Consider the following 17859-nt stretch of genomic DNA (forward strand, 5'->3'; position numbering starts at 1 on the left):
AAATTGTTAAAGAGCAGTGCCGCTTCGTTTTCGCTGCGGCGCGGGGTGTGCATATTACGCTTTCCCGCTTCAGAGTCAAGCATTTATTTCGCTTTTCTCTGCTGACCCGGCGGCGTGTGTGCCGTTGTTCCGTGTCAGTGGAGGCGCATTATAGGGAGTTATTCTGAAGTGACAAGCACAAAATACAAAAAACTTTTCGTTCGCTCACTTTTCAAACTTAACGCTTATTTAAGTCGCGAATCGCCCGCTAAATGGGCAATTTCCCGCGCAAAACTGGCCACCTGCGACCAGTCGGTATAAACCACTTCTTTACGCGTATCGGTTTCGCCACCCGTCATCTTCATTATCAGGCGGATCATGAAGCGGTCATACCAGCGGTAGCGAGGATAGCGCAGCGCACCGGCAAAGACGGCGCACAGGTCTGGCTGCCACGGCGAGCTGAGCAAAAACTTGCGCGTGTAGCTGTTGGTCTGCGGCGTACGCTTCTCAGCTTTACGGGCAACCAGATTGACCGAGTAAAACGCGCCCGGCAATGTGTTGAGTACCGCCGTATGCTTTTTCACAAAGCGATCCAGCGCCGGATGGAAGTGTCCGTAACGAATGGAGGCGCCAATCACCACGCGATCGTACTCCTGCCAGGCAATCTCCTCCGCGCGATTCAGGTTCACCACATCCGAGTAAATGCCCAGCTCTTTTAATTCCGACGCCAGATACGCGGCAATCTCACGCGTTTGTCCATCTCGCGTAGAGAAAAGAATCAGTGTTTTCATCAACGGCTCCTTATTCGCGCCAGAATGTTGGGGTAAACAGTACCAGCAGCGTAAAGACCTCAAGACGACCAAACAGCATATTGGCAATAAGGATCCATTTCGCAACCGGGTTCATGCTGGCAAAGTTATCCGCCACAACCCCCAGGCCAGGCCCGAGGTTGTTTAGTGTTGCGACGACGGACGCAAAGGCGGAGAAATCATCCACTCCCGTCGCGATGATCGCCAGCATGCTGACGATAAAGACCAGCGCATACGCCGAGAAGAACCCCCACACCGCTTCGAGTATACGTTCGGGCAGCGCGCGGTTCCCCAGCTTAATGCTGTAGACCGCATTCGGGTGGACCAGGCGTTTCAGCTCACGGTTCCCCTGCTTGAATAGCAGCAGAATACGAATCACCTTCAGGCCACCGCCCGTCGACCCGGCGCAGCCGCCGATAAACGCGGAGCACAGCAGAAGTACCGGCAGGAACAGCGGCCAGCGCGCGATGCTGTCCGTGGTAAACCCGGCGGTCGTCGCCATCGACACCACCTGGAAAAACGCCTGATTGAGCGTGGTCAGCGCCGAGTTGTAAACATCATGGAACCACAGCACCAGGGTGCAGATGACGACCAGGGTAAGCTGGACGCCAATGAACATGCGGAACTCAGGATCGCGCCAGTACACCTTCAGGCTACGTCCGCTCAGTAAAGAGAAGTGCAGGCCGTAGTTACAACCGGAGATCAGCAGGAAAATCGCAATGATGGTGTTAATCGTTGGGCTGTCGAAGTACCCCACGCTGGCGTCGTGGGTGGAGAACCCGCCGATAGCAATTGTCGCAAAGCTGTGCCCGATAGCATCGAAGGCAGGCATCCCGGCAAACCACAGCGCCAGTGCGCAGGCTACCGTCAGCAAAACATAAATCAGCCACAGGGTTTTCGCCGTCTCGGCAATACGTGGACGCATCTTGTTGTCTTTCAGCGGCCCCGGCATTTCAGCCCTGTACAGCTGCATCCCCCCGACGCCCAGAATCGGCAGGATGGCCACCGCCAGGACGATGATCCCCATCCCCCCGAACCACTGCAGCATCTGACGATAAAAGAGAATAGCGTGGGGTAACGAATCCAGCCCCACCAGCGTCGTCGCACCGGTGGTAGTTAAACCAGAAAACGATTCAAAAAAGGCATCCGTGATGCTGAGGTTAGGCTGCTCAGAGAAGATAAAGGGCAGCGAACCGACGCTTCCCAGCACCGTCCAGAACAGGACCACAATCAGAAAGCCTTCGCGAGATTTCAGCTCACCTTTCTGACGACGGTTCGGCCACCACAGCAGCGAGCCGATCGCCAGCGCGACAAAGAAGGTCTGGGTAAAAGCCCGCCCCGCGCCGTCCCGGTAGATAAGCGCCACCAGTCCAGGGAGAATCATCGTCCCCGAAAAGAGTATGACCAGCAATCCAACGATTCGGGTTATGGCACGAAAATGCATCTCTGCCGCTTCCTTTGGTATTCAAAAAGTGAGGTGGGGATTATTCTTCAATCGGCAGCAATTGCAACGAACCGCGACTGAAATCAGCCAGTTTTGCTGAAAAAGCAGCCAGTTCTGCCTGAGGAAGCGCCACGCGTAATTGCACCATTGCCTGGTAATCACTGTGCGCAATCACGCCGTTAAATTGTTTGAGCAGTGTTTCAATGCCCGATAGCTGAGCGTAATCGCACAATAAAGTATATTCGGTGAGCGGCGTTTTGCGGGTGGTCGTCAGGATATTCAGTGCCTGCTGAACGCCGCCGCCATACGCTTTTACCAGCCCGCCCGTGCCCAACAGGATGCCGCCGTAGTAGCGCACCACCACGGCGGTAATTTCACCCACGCCGCTGCCCATCAGCTGGGAGAGCATGGGTTTACCGGCTGTGCCCGCCGGTTCACCGTCGTCTGAAAAACCGAGCTGTTGCGAATCGTCCGGCGGCCCTGCCACCCACGCCACGCAGTGGTGACGTGCGTCAGGGTGCTCCGCGCGAACGGACTCGACAAACGCTTTCGCCGCCTCTACGCCGTCGGTGTGCGCAAGCAGCGTAATAAAGCGGCTTTTCTTGATTTCCTCAACAAAGGTGACCGGTTCAGCCGGTATCAGCCAGCTTTCCATCAGGCCAGCTTCAGGTCTCGCGTCATATTCTCGATACCGTTCTCGTGAACCACCACGTTATCTTCGATACGAATGCCGCCAAACGGTTTCAGCGCGTCGATTTTTTCCCAGTTGAAGTGCTTGCTGAACTGCCCTTCACGCCACGGCGCCAGCAGGGATTCAATAAAGTAGATCCCCGGCTCGATGGTCAATACCATGCGCGGCTCAAGAATACGGGTGCAGCGCAGGTAAGGATATTTAGACGGTGCCGCCAGATGCGTGCCGGTATCATCCTGCATGAAGCCCGCAACGTCGTGAACCTGCAGGCCCAGCGGGTGGCCGATACCGTGCGGCATGAATGGTCCAGTCAGGTCGTTTTCGACCATCGCCTCTTCGCTCATGTCTTTCACAATCTGATGCTTACGCAGCAGTTTGGCAATGCGCTGATGGAACTGGATGTGGTAATCCACGTAGCTGGTTCCGGCCTTCATGGTGCCAATCAACGCCAGCTGTTCGTCGTTTACATCCTTAATAAGCTGCGCAAAATCGGTATCCGCATTCGCCGCCCAGGTGCGGGTCAGATCGGCCGCATAGCCGTTGTACTCTGCGCCTGCGTCCAGCAGGAAGCTGCGCATCTCAGACGGAACCTGATGATCCAGTTTGGTGTAGTGGAGAACAGACGCATGCTCATTCAGCGCGACGATGTTGCTGTACGGTACGTCGGTGTCACGATGACCGGTTGCGGTCAGGTAGGCCAGGTTGATGTCGAACTCGCTCATGCCTGACTGGAACGCTTCGTGCGCGGCGCGGTGGCCATTCACCGCCGTTTTTTGCGCTTCACGCATGCAGTAGAGTTCATAGTCGGTTTTATACGCGCGGTAATAGTGCAGGTAATCCAGCACGCCTTTCGGATTGAGTTTGTCTGCCGGAATATCCAGACCGAGCGCACGTTCAGGTACAGGGCCAATGTAGCCGATGTTGCCGCGCGCCGCTGGCAGCTGGCTGCCAATGCCGTCCGCTTTTGGCAGGGCGATCACCTCAATTTCTTCGGTCCAGAAAGAGGTCGGCAGCGGTTCAACGTTGTGCCAGTAATCAACCGGCAGGTAGAACCACAGTTTCGGCTTGTTCACGCCGTCCACCAGCAGCCAGCAATTCGGAACCTGTGTCACCGGCACCCAGGCTTTAAACTGCGGGTTAACCTTAAACGGATAGGCGTGGTCATCAAGAAAAGTATTCATCAGCTCGCCGGAGTGGATCAGAAGGGCATCCAGCTTGAAGCGGGCCAGTACATCGCGGGTACGTTCCTGTAGGGTAACGATATGATTTTTATAAAGCGAAGCCAGTGAGTCCATCATTCTTCCTTTCGTTTTTTTGACCTCAAGTCATCGCATCTTAGCACACCTCACTCCGGCTGCGTGATTTCCACCGACCGTGATCAACGCAGCAATTTCTTAATGAGTAATTTGCATTTTATTAACATAAATTCCACACTCCGTCTCATCTGGTATGACCAGATCCACTTGCTGGATTCAGGAGACTGACATGCTTTACAAAGGCGACACCCTGTACCTCAACTGGCTGGAAGATGGCATTGCCGAACTGGTGTTCGATGCCCCCGGCTCAGTGAATAAGCTTGATACCGCGACGGTGGCCAGTCTTGGCCAGGCGCTGGAAGTACTTGAAAAGCAATCTGAATTAAAAGGGCTGCTGCTGCGTTCTAACAAAGCGGCCTTTATTGTCGGTGCCGATATCACCGAATTCCTCTCGCTGTTCCAGGTTCCGGAAGAACAGCTGAGCCAGTGGCTGCACTTTGCCAACAGCGTCTTTAATCGTCTGGAAGATCTGCCTGTTCCAACGATCTCTGCCGTGAACGGCTACGCGCTGGGCGGCGGCTGCGAGTGCGTGCTGGCGACCGACTACCGTCTGGCGACGCCGGACCTGCGTATCGGCCTGCCGGAAACCAAGCTGGGCATCATGCCGGGCTTTGGCGGTTCCGTGCGTATGCCGCGCATGCTGGGCGCCGACAGCGCCCTGGAAATCATTGCCGCCGGTAAAGACGTGGGTGCAGAACAGGCGCAGAAAATCGGCCTGGTCGACGGCGTCGTGAAACCAGAGAAGCTGGTTGAAGGTGCACTCGCCATTCTGCGTCAGGCGATTAACGGCGACCTCGACTGGAAGGCCAAACGTCAGCCGAAGCTGGAGCCGTTAAAGCTTAGCAAGATTGAAGCCACCATGAGCTTCACCATCGCCAAAGGCATGGTGATGCAGACGGCGGGTAAACACTACCCGGCGCCAATCACGGCGGTGAAAACCATTGAAGCGGCAGCCCGCTTTGGCCGCGACGAAGCCCTGAAGCTGGAAAACCAGAGCTTTGTTCCGCTGGCGCACACCAATGAAGCCCGCGCGCTGGTTGGCATCTTCCTCAACGATCAGTTCGTGAAGGGCAAAGCCAAACAGCTGACCAAAAACGTTGAGACGCCAAAACACGCGGCGGTACTCGGCGCCGGTATTATGGGCGGCGGCATCGCTTACCAGTCGGCCTGGAAAGGCGTGCCGGTAGTGATGAAAGACATCAACGAGAAATCTCTGACGCTGGGCATGACCGAAGCCGCCAAGCTGCTGAATAAACAGCTTGAGCGCGGAAAAATTGACGGGCTGAAGCTCGCAGGCGTGATCTCAACCATCCAGCCTGTGCTGGAATACAGCGGTTTCGACCGTGTGGACGTGGTGGTTGAAGCGGTCGTTGAGAACCCGAAAGTCAAAAAAGCGGTGCTGGCGGAAACGGAAGACAAGGTTCGCTCGGACGCCGTCCTGGCCTCAAACACCTCCACCATCCCCATCAGCGAACTGGCGAGCGTGCTGAAGCGTCCGGAAAACTTCTGCGGAATGCACTTCTTCAACCCGGTACACCGTATGCCACTGGTCGAAGTAATCCGTGGAGAAAAAACCTCTGACGAAACCATCGCTAAAGTCGTGGCGTGGGCAAGCAAGATGGGTAAAACGCCGATCGTCGTTAATGACTGCCCGGGCTTCTTCGTCAACCGCGTGCTGTTCCCGTACTTCGCCGGCTTCAGCCAACTGCTGCGCGACGGCGCGGACTTCCGCAAAATCGACAAAGTAATGGAAAAACAGTTCGGCTGGCCGATGGGCCCGGCGTATCTGCTGGACGTCGTCGGCATTGATACCGCCCACCACGCGCAGGCCGTCATGGCGGCGGGCTTCCCGCAGCGCATGCAGAAAGATTATCGCGATGCCATTGACGCCCTCTTTGACGCCAACCGCTTCGGACAGAAAAACGGCCTGGGCTTCTGGCGTTATAAAGAAGACAGCAAAGGCAAACCGAAGAAAGAAGAAGATGCGGCGGTGGATGGCCTGCTGGCCGACGTATGCCAGCCGAAACGCGACTTCACCGACGACGAAATTATTGCCCGCATGATGATTCCGATGATCAACGAAGTGGTCCGTTGCCTGGAAGAAGGCATTATCGCCAGCCCGGCAGAAGCGGATATGGCGTTGGTATACGGCCTGGGCTTCCCTCCGTTCCACGGCGGCGCGTTCCGCTGGCTGGATACGCTCGGCAGCGCCCGCTATCTCGATATGGCGCAGCAGTATCAGCACCTCGGCCCGCTTTATGAAGTGCCGGAAGGGCTGCGTAACAAAGCGCGCCATAACGAACCCTACTATCCAGCAGTTGAGCCAGCCCGTCCGGTTGGCGCGCTGAAAACGGCTTAAGGAGTCACAATGGAAAAGGTTGTCATTGTTGATGCGATTCGCACCCCGATGGGCCGTTCAAAAGGCGGTGCGTTCCGTAACGTGCGAGCGGAAGATCTCTCCGCGCACCTGATGCGTAGCCTGCTGGCGCGTAACCCGGCGCTGGACCCAGCAGCGCTCGACGATATCTACTGGGGCTGCGTGCAGCAAACGCTGGAGCAGGGCTTCAACATCGCCCGCAACGCGTCGCTGCTGGCGGAGATCCCGCATTCGGTTCCGGCCGTTACCGTCAACCGCCTGTGCGGTTCGTCGATGCAGGCCCTGCACGACGCGGCGCGCATGATCATGACCGGCGATGCGCAGGCCTGTCTGGTCGGCGGCGTTGAACACATGGGACACGTGCCGATGAGCCACGGGGTCGATTTCCATCCGGGCATGAGCCGCAACGTGGCGAAAGCCGCAGGCATGATGGGCCTTACCGCCGAGATGCTCTCCCGCCTGCACGGCATCAGTCGTGAAATGCAGGATGCTTTTGCCGCGCGCTCTCACGCCCGCGCCTGGGCCGCCACGCAGTCCGGTGCCTTCAAGAATGAGATCATCCCCACCGGCGGCCACGATGCAGACGGCGTACTGAAGCAGTTCAGCTACGACGAAGTTATTCGCCCGGAAACGACGGTCGAAGCGCTTTCTACCCTGCGTCCGGCATTTGATCCGGTCACCGGTACGGTAACGGCAGGGACGTCGTCGGCGCTGTCCGACGGTGCCGCCGCGATGCTGGTGATGAGCGAAAGCCGCGCCCGCGAATTGGGCCTGACGCCACGCGCTCGCGTGCGTTCGATGGCGGTCGTGGGCTGCGATCCTTCAATCATGGGTTACGGCCCGGTTCCGGCCTCGAAGCTGGCGCTGAAAAAAGCGGGCTTAACTGCCAGCGATATCGATCTGTTCGAGATGAACGAAGCGTTTGCCGCGCAGATCCTGCCGTGCATTAAAGATCTGGGGCTGATGGAGCAGATCGACGAGAAGATTAACCTCAACGGCGGCGCGATCGCCCTCGGCCACCCGCTGGGCTGTTCCGGGGCGCGTATCAGCACGACGCTGATTAACCTGATGGAACGCAAAGATGCCCAGTTTGGTCTGGCAACGATGTGTATCGGCCTGGGTCAGGGTATCGCGACGGTGTTTGAGAGAGTGTAAGTAAGGAAAAGTATCTCAAAGCCAATGACGTCAGAACAAGGCGGCAAGCGAGCGAATCCCGATGAGCTTACATTAGTAAGTGATTCGGGTGAACGAGCGCAGCCAACGCAGTTATGGCGTCATTGGCGAAGAGAGACAGTTTAGTTGCCGTTCTTCCCGCCTGTCAGGGGCGGGTTTTTTATTTAAATGAAGGCAAACGCATCGCCAAACAGGCGATCTTCACGCGCATCGCGTTCGTTACAGAACAGGTCGCGGGCAATTTTCGCCATCTCGAAACGGCCTGCAATGTAGATATCATGTCCCGCCAGCGTGCCGTGATCCTGCAGTACCGCCGTCAGCACCGTCCCGCTACGTCCACGCCAGCCCTCTTCCGGCTGCTCGACCACTGGCTCAATGCGCAGGTTAGGATGGTTAACGCTCAGCGCTTCCAGTTCAGACAGGTCGTACAGGTGCTTCTCTTCACGGCCGCCCCAGTAGATGGTGATGTCACGGTCTGGATTACGCGCCAGCGCGGTCAACAGAATAGAGCGCACATAGGAGAAGCCCGTACCGCCCGCGATCAGAATCAGCGGACGGTCTTCGTCATCACGCAACCACGCGTCGCCGTGAGGAATGTCGACCACAATCTCACGCTCTTTCAGGATGCGGTCCATCACGGCCATTGCGTACAGGTTAAGCTCAGACGCACCAATATGCAGCTCAATAAATTCCTGCTCTGCTGGCGTAGAGGCCATAGAGAAAGGACGCTTATCACGCTCATCCATCACCACCATCAGGTACTGGCCGGCACGGAATGAGAATGCCGCTTCAGGAACCAAACGGACGCGATATACGGTGTCGGTAATAGCATCTACCGACGTCACTTTACAGCTTAAGGTTGTCATTCGCTCTCTCTGTCGGGAAGTCTATAGGGCTTAACGGTCAGCTCAGGGTTTACCGTTATTCATTATGGCCAGTTCGTCCCAGATCGCGTCAATTCGCGCGGTCACAGCAGGATCTTTTTTGATCGGGCGACCCCATTCACGGTCGGTTTCGCCAGGCCATTTATTTGTGGCATCCAGTCCCATCTTTGAGCCAAGACCGGAAACCGGCGAGGCAAAATCCAGATAATCTATCGGCGTATTTTCGACTAACACCGTATCACGCGCAGGATCCATTCGCGTGGTTATCGCCCAGATAACGTCGTTCCAGTCACGGGCGTTAACGTCATCATCGCAGACAATAACAAATTTGGTATACATAAACTGGCGCAGGAAAGACCATACGCCCATCATCACGCGTTTAGCATGACCGGGATACTGCTTCTTCATCGTGACCACCGCCATGCGATACGAGCATCCTTCAGGCGGCAGATAAAAATCAACGATTTCCGGGAACTGCTTTTGCAGGATCGGCACAAATACTTCGTTCAGCGCCACGCCGAGCACCGCCGGTTCATCCGGTGGGCGGCCAGTATAGGTGGAGTGATAAATCGCATCTTCACGCTGAGTAACATGCGTGACGGTAAACACCGGGAAGTTATCCACTTCGTTGTAATAGCCGGTGTGGTCGCCGTAAGGGCCTTCTGGCGCCATTTCACCCTGCTCAATGTAACCTTCCAGCACAATTTCGGCGCTGGCCGGCACTTCGAGATCGTTGGAGATACACTTCACGACCTCGGTTTTAGTCCCGCGCAGCAGGCCAGCAAACGCATATTCAGAGAGCGTATCCGGTACGGGCGTGACCGCCCCCAGAATGGTGGCCGGATCGGCACCTAACGCGACAGACACCGGGAACCGTTCACCCGGATGTGCAGCACACCACTCCTGGAAATCCAGCGCGCCGCCGCGGTGCGACAGCCAGCGCATGATGAGCTTATTCTTGCCAATCAGCTGCTGGCGATAAATACCGAGGTTTTGCCGCTCTTTATGCGGTCCGCGCGTCACGGTGAGGCCCCAGGTGATCAGCGGCGCAGCATCTTCAGGCCAGCACTGCATGATAGGGATTTTGGTGAGATCCACCGCATCGCCTTCCAGCACTTTCTGCTGACACGGCGCGCCGCGCAGGCGTTTGGTGGGCATGTTCAACACCTGCTTAAACTGCGGCAGCTTATCGAACAGATCGCGGAAACCTTTCGGTGGCTCAGGCTCTTTCAGAAATGCCAGCAGTTTCCCCACTTCACGCAGCGCGGTAACGTCTTCCTGCCCCATTCCCAGCGCGACACGACGCGGGGTGCCAAACAGGTTGCACAGCACCGGCATTGAGTAACCTTTTGGATTTTCAAACAGTAATGCAGGGCCACCGGCACGCAGGGTGCGGTCAGCAATTTCTGTCATTTCCAGATAAGGATCAACAGGAAGTGTAATGCGTTTCAGTTCACCCTGCTTTTCCAGCAGCGTCAGGAAGTCGCGGAGATCGTGGTATTTCATGCAGTTAGTCATAGCCTCTCTGTAAGCGCTTCATTATACGGCGTAAGCCTGCTTGATGCTGTAATTTTGTTAAATTAGCGTGAACTTATCCGCTGTGTTCGAATTTCCCCCATTATAATCAACTTAGCGATCCCTCCAGGGTTTTGATATGCTTGCGCCCCGAACTAAGGGAAAGAGTGATTATGCAGGCCTGGTATTTACTGTATTGCAAACGCGGGCAACTTCAGCGCGCGCAGGAACATCTTGAACGTCAGTCTGTAAATTGTCTGACACCCGTGATCACGCTTGAAAAAATGCAGCGCGGGAAGCGCACAACCGTCAGTGAGCCTTTATTCCCGAACTATCTGTTCGTGGAGTTCGACCCTGAGGTGATCCACACCACTACCATCAGCGCAACGCGCGGCGTCAGCCACTTCGTTCGTTTTGGTGCCCACCCGGCAACCGTTCCGTCGACCGTCATTCATCAGCTGTCTGTTTATCAACAGCCTGAAGGGATCACCGACCCGGAAACCCCTTACGCGGGTGATAGCGTCGTCATTACCGAAGGCGCATTCGAAGGCCTGCAGGCGATTTTCGCCGAGCCGGACGGTGAAGCGCGCTCCATGCTGTTGCTCAATCTGCTGAACAAGCAGGTGCTGCAGAGCGTGAAAAACACCGACTTCCGCAAAGTTTAAACGTTTATCCCGAACAGGCGACGCACGTTGTCATCCGTCTGCGCGGAAAGCCAGTGCGGACCCTCTCCACGCCAGTGCGCTACGCGCTCAACAATGTGCCCCAGCAAGGCGGGCTCGTTTCGCCGCGATGCCGGTTTGGGCTTCATATCTCGCGGCAGCAGGTATGGCGCATCGGTTTCAAGAAGCAAACGGTCTGCCGGGATTATCGGCAGCAGCTCGCGAAGCTCAAGCCCTCGGCGCTCATCACACACCCAACCGGTGATCCCCAGATACAAACCGCGGTTCAGGCAATCCAGCGCTTCCTGGCGAGACCCGGTGAAGCAGTGGAGCACTGCGCCGGGCAGTTTATCCAGCCACGGGTCCAGCAGTGCGAGAAAACGTTCATGCGCATCGCGACAGTGCATAAAGACGGGCATTTCAAGCTCTGCCGCCAGCGCAAGCTGGGCAGTGAACGCCTTTTCCTGTTCTTCAGGCGTCGAGAAGTTGCGGTTAAAATCGAGCCCGCACTCGCCAATAGCCACCACCTCTGCCGTTTTTGCCAGTGTGCGCAGGGTTTCTGCGCTCTCCGCCGTCCACTGGCTGCTGTCATGAGGGTGTACGCCTGCGGTTGACCAGCAGTGTTGATAGCGTTGCGCCAGCAGCAGCGCCTGCTCGCTCTCATGCAGGTTGGTCCCGGTCAGGAGCAGCCCTTTTACGCCAGCCTCAAAAGCACGCGCAACCACCTCGTCACGATCTTTCGCAAACTGCGAGCTGGTCAGGTTGAGTCCGATATCAAACATGCGATTCCCCATAGAACAACCGCCCTGACGGGCGGCTGGTTTTACTCTTCAGTGGTCTTTTCGGACGCATCGTCTTCATCGTCCGACCGGCGTCCTTTTCCCACGTAGAAACGCGAGAAGAATACGCCAACCTCAAACAGGCAGTACATCGGTATTGCCAGCAGCGTTTGTGAGAAGACGTCCGGCGGCGTCAGCAGCATGCCGACTACGAAGGCGCCCACCAGAATATAGGGACGCTTCTTACGCAGGTCATCAGGGGTGGTTACCCCAACCCAGCAGAGCAGCACAATGGCCACCGGCACTTCAAACGCCACACCGAACGCCATAAACAGCGCCATCACAAAGCTGAGGTAGCTGGCGATATCCGTCGATACCTGAACCCCTTCCGGCGCGGTATGCGTCAGGAAGCCAAAGGCCAGCGGGAAGACAACGAAGTAGGCAAACGCCATGCCGATATAGAATAGCAGCGAACTGGAGACCAGCAGCGGGATCACCAGTTTACGTTCGTGCCTGTACAGTGCTGGCGCCACAAATGCCCATACCTGATAAAGGATAACGGGTGCAGACGCAATCAACGACACCCAGAAGGTGAGCTTAATCGGGGTGAAAAACGGTGATGCAACGTCTGTTGCAATCATCGTTGCCCCCAGCGGCATCTGCTTGATCAGCGGCGCAGAAACCACCTGATAAATATCGTTGGCGAAATAGACCAGGCACAGGAATATGAGGAATACCGCAATAATGCAGTTTAACAGGCGCTTACGCAGCTCAATAAGGTGCGTAATAAGCGGTTGAGTATCATCTACTGCCATAGTTACGCTTTATCACTCGACGAGGGGGATGATTCGGAAACGGGCGCGGCGGGTTTCGCTTCAGCCGCTTTTACCACCGGCTCTTCCGGCTGCGCCTGTTTTTTCAGTTCAGTTTCCTGCGGCGTTTGTTCAGGCGCTGCGGCCTGGTGCTCCGCACTCGCTGGCGTCACGCCCTCACGCAGCGCTTCGCTGTCCTTCACCACCGGGTTATGAATAGTGTTCGCTTCATCGCTCGCTTTTTCAGGATCGTTAACGCTGTAAGAGCGCTTCATGGATTCCGCCGCTTCGCGCAGCTCATCCATTGAGGCTTTCAGTTCCGGCGTCAGGTTATCCATGCTCGCCTTCTCAACCTTTTTCAGGCTTTCCTGAAACTCCTGCAGCTTAAGTTCCTGCGCCAGCTCGTTCTGAACGGTCGAAGCCAGCGATCTTAGCGCTCGAACCCAGCCCACGACGGTTTTCACCGCTACCGGCAGACGCTGCGGCCCCAGCACGATCAGACCAATCACAAAGACCAGCAGCAGCTCACTAAAACCAATGTCGAACACGACTTACACCTGCTCTTTATCGTGGCGTTTAGCGTCTTCCTTTTTGGCATCTTCTTGCTTATCGGAGATGGATTTAGCAGTAAAGTCAGCGTCCTGGCTGGTTTTATCCTGCTTGCTCTCATCATCGCTCATTGCTTTCTTGAAGCCTTTGATAGACGCGCCCAGATCGGAACCAATAGAACCGAGCTTTTTGGTGCCAAACAGCAGCACAACGATGACGGCAATAATGACTAATTGCCAGATACTGATACCACCCATACATATTCCTCAGGGATAGATGATTAATTGGTCAGGTCGCATTATACGTATGCGACCTGTCGATGGCGATGCAAACTCAGCGCGTTTTTCTCCATCCTGCAAGCCAGACAACAACCCCGCCAGCCATCAGCCAGGCGGGCATCATCTGCCAGTCAGGACGGTTGATCAGCAGCAACGTACCGCTCAGCAGCAGCGTTGCGCCAATGCCAAAGAGGTAGCGTGACTGTCCCTGGCGCACACGGCTGGACTGAAGCTCGCGGGCGATTTTATCCATGCTGTGCTGAAGATTCTTGCTCTGACGCAAACTGTCGTAAACCAGTTCAGGAATTTCAGGCATTTTTTCGATCCAGAACGGTCCTTTCTCTTTCAGCGAACGCACCAGCGCTGGAAGGCCAACCTGATCCTTAATCCAGGATTCCAGGAAAGGTTTAGCCGTCTTCCACAAGTCTAACTGAGGATAGAGTTGTCGACCTACACCCTCAACGTAAAGTAATGTTTTCTGAAGTAAAACTAACTGTGGCTGAACTTCCATATTAAAGCGGCGGGCCGTATTGAACAGGTTTAACAGCACGTGTCCAAAAGAGATCTCTGCTAGCGGTTTTTCAAAAATCGGTTCGCAAACGGTACGGATAGCAAACTCGAACTCTTCGACGTTGGTGTCTGGCGGAACCCAGCCGGAATCCACATGCAGCTCGGCCACCTTACGGTAGTCGCGGTTGAAGAAGGCGATGAAGTTCTCAGCCAGATAACGTTTATCTTCTTTATTCAGCGAGCCCACAATTCCGCAGTCGATACCGATGTATTTCGGATCCTCAGGATGCTCATAGCTCACGAAGATATTGCCCGGATGCATGTCCGCATGGAAAAAACTGTCGCGGAATACCTGGGTAAAGAAGACCTGCACGCCACGTTCGGCCAGCAGCTTCATGTTCGTTCCCTGCTTCTCCAGGGCCACCACATCCGAAACCGGAATACCGTAGATGCGCTCCATGACCATCATGTTCTGGCTGCAATAGTCTGAATAGACTTCAGGCACGTAGAGCATCGGGCTGTTTTCAAAATTGCGGCGCAGCTGAATGGCGTTTGCCGATTCTCGCAGCAGATTAAGCTCATCAATCAGCGTTTTTTCATATTCCCGCACCACTTCCATCGGGCGCAGTCGACGGCCGTCCGGCAGCAGACGCGGAACCCAGCGCGCCAGACGATAAATTAGCTTCATGTCGGCTTTGATGATCGGCAGGATATCCGGGCGGATCACCTTGATCACCACCTCTTTGCCGTTCTCTTTCAGACGCGCAGTGTGCACCTGAGCGATAGAAGCCGACGCCAGCGGTTCTATTTCGAAATCGTCAAACCAGGTTTCAACGGGAAGGTTACCCATCGCCTCCTCGATCTGTTTCTTCGCTCTCACCCCGTCAAACGGGGCGACACGGTCCTGCAGCATCGCCAGTTCATCGGCAATGTGCGGCGGGAAGAGATCGCGGCGAGTTGAGAGCATCTGTCCGAACTTAATCCATACCGGGCCGAGCTCCTGCAGCGCCAGACGCAGGCGTTCACCCAGCGGCTGACCTTTATGGCGATTTGGCATCCAGAACAGCGTCCGCCGCCAGATCCTGAGCGGCAGCGTGATACGCATTTTGGGGATGAGCTCGTCGAGCCCGTAACTCAAAAAGGTGTGGATGATAAAATAGAGGCGCCGAATTTCACCAGGCGTCATTTGCCCTCCAGTTTTTCCAGCCGTTTGCTTAGGGCATCAACCGCACGTTCAACCGCGGCCGTCTCTTCTGCGAACCACGCAACTTCCAGCGGCCCGGGCGCCATGCGCCACTCTTCGGTCAGCACTTCTGCGGCATAACGCTGTTGGCGTTGCAGATTTTTGCGCAGGAACGCCGTGCCGCCATGAATAACTTTCCCGATCCCTTCAGCGGCGATGTCGCCAATAAAAGGCGCCAGCAGCTCTGCCGGGTCAAACTCAGCCAGATCGCTGAGCGCAACGAAGTTCTGCACGACCTGGATGTCGCCTTCCACTTCCAGCTCACCGCTGCGGATAAGCGCCGTTAATTGCTGGCGATCGCGCAGTTTTGGCAGCACGCTCATATGGGTAATGACCGAGCAATCAGCTTCACCTTCCCACTCACCCAGAACGTCAAGCTGACGTTCGCTGAAAACCAGCACGAGCGGCGTCGAGAACTCTTTTAACACAATGCGCAGTACCTTCCCGTTTAGCCGCTGACGTGCGGCTTTCAGCGCCGGAGCGCGATACAGGAAGGCATTCAGCACATTCTCGATGCCTGCGGTGACTAAGGGTTTAAAGGGCACGGGACACCTCCACTCAGAATTTGTAACCGCGATGCAGCGCGACGACACCCGCCGTCATGTTGAAGTACTCAACGTTCTCAAATTCCGCATCCTGCATCATGGCTTTTAAGGTGTCCTGATCCGGATGCATGCGAATTGATTCCGCCAGATAGCGATAGCTTTCCGCGTCGTTTGCCACCAGTTCGCCAATACGCGGCAGCACGTGGAAGGAATATGCGTCGTAGGCTTTGCTCAGCGGGTCGATAATCGGTTTAGAGAACTCGAGCACCAGCAGGCGTCCACCCGGCTTCAGCACGCGGTACATGGAGCGCAGCGCTTTTTCTTTATCGGTGACGTTACGCAGACCGAAGGAAATCGTGATGCAGTCAAAAGTATTGTCCGGGAACGGCAGCGCTTCGGCGTTGGCCTGCACGTATTCCACATTACCCACCACGCCGATGTTACGCAGCTTTTCGCGTCCCATTTTAAGCATGGAGTCATTAATATCAGCCAGTACAACGCGACCGGTTTCGCCCACCAGACGGGAGAATTTCGCCGTCAGATCGCCCGTACCGCCAGCCAGATCGAGAACCGTTTGTCCACGACGCACACCGCTGCAGTCGATGGTGAAGCGCTTCCACAAGCGATGAATGCCGAACGACATCAAGTCATTCATCACATCGTACTTCGCCGCCACGGAATGAAATACGTGGGCCACCATGTCAGCTTTCTGCGCTTTGGCTACAGTCTGAAAGCCAAAGTGCGTCGTGTCTTGTGAATCGTCAACCATCTCAGAGCCTGCTAATCAGTCAAATGTTCGTGAAGTGTAACAGATTGGGCGCAATTGCCCTACGATTCAACCACCGCGAAAGAAACGCGCTGGCTGCTCGTCTGGTGATAAATCCGCCGCTAAATCGTTGTCCTGGTTGGGGGTATTTTGTTCATCCCCGCCCTCACGCAGTCGGAACTCTTCGTCCTGGGCTGTGGCCTGTTCGACCAATTCCGGATTAATCTCGCGTTTAATCTCCACTCCCAGGCTGCGGAATGCTTCAGCCTGCGCAAGCAGGTTGCCACGCCCGGAGGAGAGCTTTTTCATCGCCTGGCGGTAGTTATCCTGCGCACGATCCAGGCTTTGCCCGACGGAGGACATGTCGTCCACGAAGAGGCGCATTTTGTCGTACAGCTTGCTGGCGCGGTCGGCAATCTGCTGCGCGTTACGGCTCTGGTGCTCATAGCGCCACAGGTTAGCAATGGTGCGTAAGGCCACCAGCAGCGTGGTGGGGCTGACCAGCATAATGTTATTTTTCAGCGCTTCGGTGATCAGTTCGGGCTGTCTGTCGAGCGCCAGCAAAAACGCGGGTTCGACCGGGATAAACATCAGCACGTAGTCCAGCGAGCGCAGCCCCGGCAGTTGCTGATAATCCTTTCTACCCAGCAGGCGAATATGGTTACGCACGGAGGCAATGTGCTCCTGCAGCGCCGATTCGCGCGTATAGTCATCTTCAGCGTTGAAGTAGCGCTCATAGGCCACCAGCGTCATTTTGGCGTCAATGACCACATCTTTGCCCTGCGGCAGACGCACAATTACATCCGGCTGCATTCGCGAGCGGGCATCGTTTTCGATACTCACCTGCGTTTCGTATTCATACCCTTCCCGCAGGCCAGAGGCCTCCAGCACGCGGGTGAGCACCACTTCCCCCCAGTTACCCTGGGTTTTGTTATCGCCTTTCAGCGCCCGCGTCAGGTTGACCGCTTCCTGCGCCATCTGGGCATTCAGCTGTTGAAGATTGCGGATCTCATGCGCCAGCGTGTGGCGTTCGCGGGCTTCCTGACCAAAGCTGTCCTGTACCTGACGGCGAAAGCCGTCCAGCTGTTCGCGCAGCGGCGTCAGCAGGCTGTTCAGGCTCTGGCGATTTTGCTCATCAACGCGGCGGTTGCTGTGCTCGAAAATGCGGTTGGCGAGGTTCTCGAACTGTTCGCTGAGGCGCTGCTCGCTGTTGATCATCTGGCGGATTTTGTCTTCGGCATGCAGCTGGGTGGATTCAAGGCGGGTAGTCACTTCGCGGAGATCGGCCTCCAGCGAGGTGTTGATGTCGCGCAGGTTACGCAGTTCGTTATTGAGCAGCTCACACTCGTCGCGCCAGTGGTCGGTCAGCGCAAGCTGTTGTTTTGCGGCGCTTAAATCGGCGACGATCTCTTCGCGTTCAGCCAACTGCTCGGCCTTCTGCTGTGCATGCTGATAGCTGGATATCAGCCAGCCTATCGCCACGCCAGCCAGCGCAATTACCGCATAAATCAGGATTGAGATATCCAC

The 17859-nt window shown here is 56.0% G+C and carries 17 protein-coding genes; 3 read left to right on the forward strand and 14 right to left on the reverse strand.

The window, feature by feature from the left end:
* Positions 1-224: 224 nt before the first annotated feature.
* Genes hemG through pepQ form a run of 4 tightly spaced genes read right to left on the reverse strand, consistent with a single transcriptional unit; the run spans position 225 to position 4218 of the window.
* Positions 225-770, reverse strand: coding sequence for a menaquinone-dependent protoporphyrinogen IX dehydrogenase (hemG, locus tag IM273_RS19600; protein ID WP_048959733.1), 546 nt, complete (start codon positions 768-770; stop codon positions 225-227).
* A gap of 10 nt (positions 771-780) precedes the next feature.
* Positions 781-2232, reverse strand: a complete 1452-nt coding sequence (gene trkH, locus IM273_RS19605; protein ID WP_013099227.1) for a Trk system potassium transporter TrkH — start codon at positions 2230-2232, stop codon at positions 781-783.
* A gap of 40 nt (positions 2233-2272) precedes the next feature.
* Entirely contained in the window at positions 2273-2887 is a 615-nt protein-coding gene (locus IM273_RS19610) for an IMPACT family protein (protein ID WP_041911843.1), read from the reverse strand.
* Positions 2887-4218 (reverse strand): Xaa-Pro dipeptidase, encoded by a 1332-nt coding sequence (pepQ, locus tag IM273_RS19615; protein ID WP_028014769.1) that lies wholly within the window; start codon positions 4216-4218, stop codon positions 2887-2889. The genes IM273_RS19610 and pepQ overlap by 1 nt, the downstream gene beginning before the upstream one ends.
* Positions 4219-4408: 190 nt before the next feature.
* Between pepQ and fadB the strand changes: the two genes are divergently transcribed.
* The gene (gene fadB, locus IM273_RS19620; protein WP_193051448.1) at positions 4409-6598 is read left to right on the forward strand and encodes a fatty acid oxidation complex subunit alpha FadB; all 2190 of its coding nucleotides are present in this window, start codon (positions 4409-4411) and stop codon (positions 6596-6598) included.
* Between the two features lie 9 nt (positions 6599-6607).
* Complete coding sequence (gene fadA / locus IM273_RS19625) at positions 6608-7771, forward strand: acetyl-CoA C-acyltransferase FadA (RefSeq protein WP_008501515.1); 1164 nt, start codon at positions 6608-6610, stop codon at positions 7769-7771.
* A gap of 182 nt (positions 7772-7953) precedes the next feature.
* Here the strand turns inward: fadA and fre are convergent, their stop codons facing one another.
* Together fre and ubiD are read right to left on the reverse strand one after the other, a co-directional pair.
* Positions 7954-8655, reverse strand: a complete 702-nt coding sequence (gene fre, locus IM273_RS19630; RefSeq protein WP_028014772.1) for an NAD(P)H-flavin reductase — start codon at positions 8653-8655, stop codon at positions 7954-7956.
* Between the two features lie 42 nt (positions 8656-8697).
* Entirely contained in the window at positions 8698-10191 is a 1494-nt protein-coding gene (ubiD, locus tag IM273_RS19635) for a 4-hydroxy-3-polyprenylbenzoate decarboxylase (RefSeq protein ID WP_028014773.1), read from the reverse strand.
* A gap of 170 nt (positions 10192-10361) precedes the next feature.
* Between ubiD and rfaH the strand changes: the two genes are divergently transcribed.
* Complete coding sequence (gene rfaH / locus IM273_RS19640; RefSeq protein ID WP_020882871.1) at positions 10362-10853, forward strand: transcription/translation regulatory transformer protein RfaH; 492 nt, start codon at positions 10362-10364, stop codon at positions 10851-10853.
* Here rfaH and tatD read toward each other — a convergent pair.
* The 8 genes from tatD to rmuC all read right to left on the reverse strand — a co-directional run bounded on the left by tatD (position 10850) and on the right by rmuC (position 17859).
* A complete protein-coding gene (gene tatD, locus IM273_RS19645; RefSeq protein ID WP_193051446.1) occupies positions 10850-11632 on the reverse strand; it encodes a 3'-5' ssDNA/RNA exonuclease TatD in 783 nt (260 codons plus the stop codon). The genes rfaH and tatD overlap by 4 nt on opposite strands.
* 41 nt (positions 11633-11673) lie before the next feature.
* Entirely contained in the window at positions 11674-12444 is a 771-nt protein-coding gene (tatC, locus tag IM273_RS19650) for a Sec-independent protein translocase subunit TatC (protein WP_028014775.1), read from the reverse strand.
* A 2-nt stretch (positions 12445-12446) separates the two neighbouring features.
* Positions 12447-12989 (reverse strand): Sec-independent protein translocase protein TatB, encoded by a 543-nt coding sequence (tatB, locus tag IM273_RS19655; RefSeq protein ID WP_048959731.1) that lies wholly within the window; start codon positions 12987-12989, stop codon positions 12447-12449.
* Between the two features lie 3 nt (positions 12990-12992).
* Positions 12993-13247: a Sec-independent protein translocase subunit TatA gene (gene tatA / locus IM273_RS19660; protein WP_013099238.1), complete on the reverse strand. Its 255-nt coding sequence runs from the start codon at positions 13245-13247 to the stop codon at positions 12993-12995.
* Positions 13248-13323: 76 nt separating this feature from the next.
* Entirely contained in the window at positions 13324-14964 is a 1641-nt protein-coding gene (gene ubiB / locus IM273_RS19665) for a ubiquinone biosynthesis regulatory protein kinase UbiB (protein ID WP_028014777.1), read from the reverse strand.
* Positions 14961-15566: a ubiquinone biosynthesis protein UbiJ gene (gene ubiJ, locus IM273_RS19670; protein ID WP_028014778.1), complete on the reverse strand. Its 606-nt coding sequence runs from the start codon at positions 15564-15566 to the stop codon at positions 14961-14963. Before ubiJ ends, ubiB begins: the two co-directional genes overlap by 4 nt.
* Before the next feature lie 13 nt (positions 15567-15579).
* Positions 15580-16335 carry a bifunctional demethylmenaquinone methyltransferase/2-methoxy-6-polyprenyl-1,4-benzoquinol methylase UbiE gene (gene ubiE / locus IM273_RS19675; RefSeq protein ID WP_028014779.1) on the reverse strand — a complete coding sequence of 252 codons (756 nt, stop codon included), beginning with the start codon at positions 16333-16335 and terminating at the stop codon, positions 15580-15582.
* Between the two features lie 66 nt (positions 16336-16401).
* Positions 16402-17859 (reverse strand): DNA recombination protein RmuC, encoded by a 1458-nt coding sequence (gene rmuC, locus IM273_RS19680; RefSeq protein WP_193051444.1) that lies wholly within the window; start codon positions 17857-17859, stop codon positions 16402-16404.

The organism is Enterobacter cloacae complex sp. P13B (genome assembly GCF_014895915.1).
Classification (GTDB): Bacteria; Pseudomonadota; Gammaproteobacteria; order Enterobacterales; family Enterobacteriaceae; genus Enterobacter; species Enterobacter bugandensis.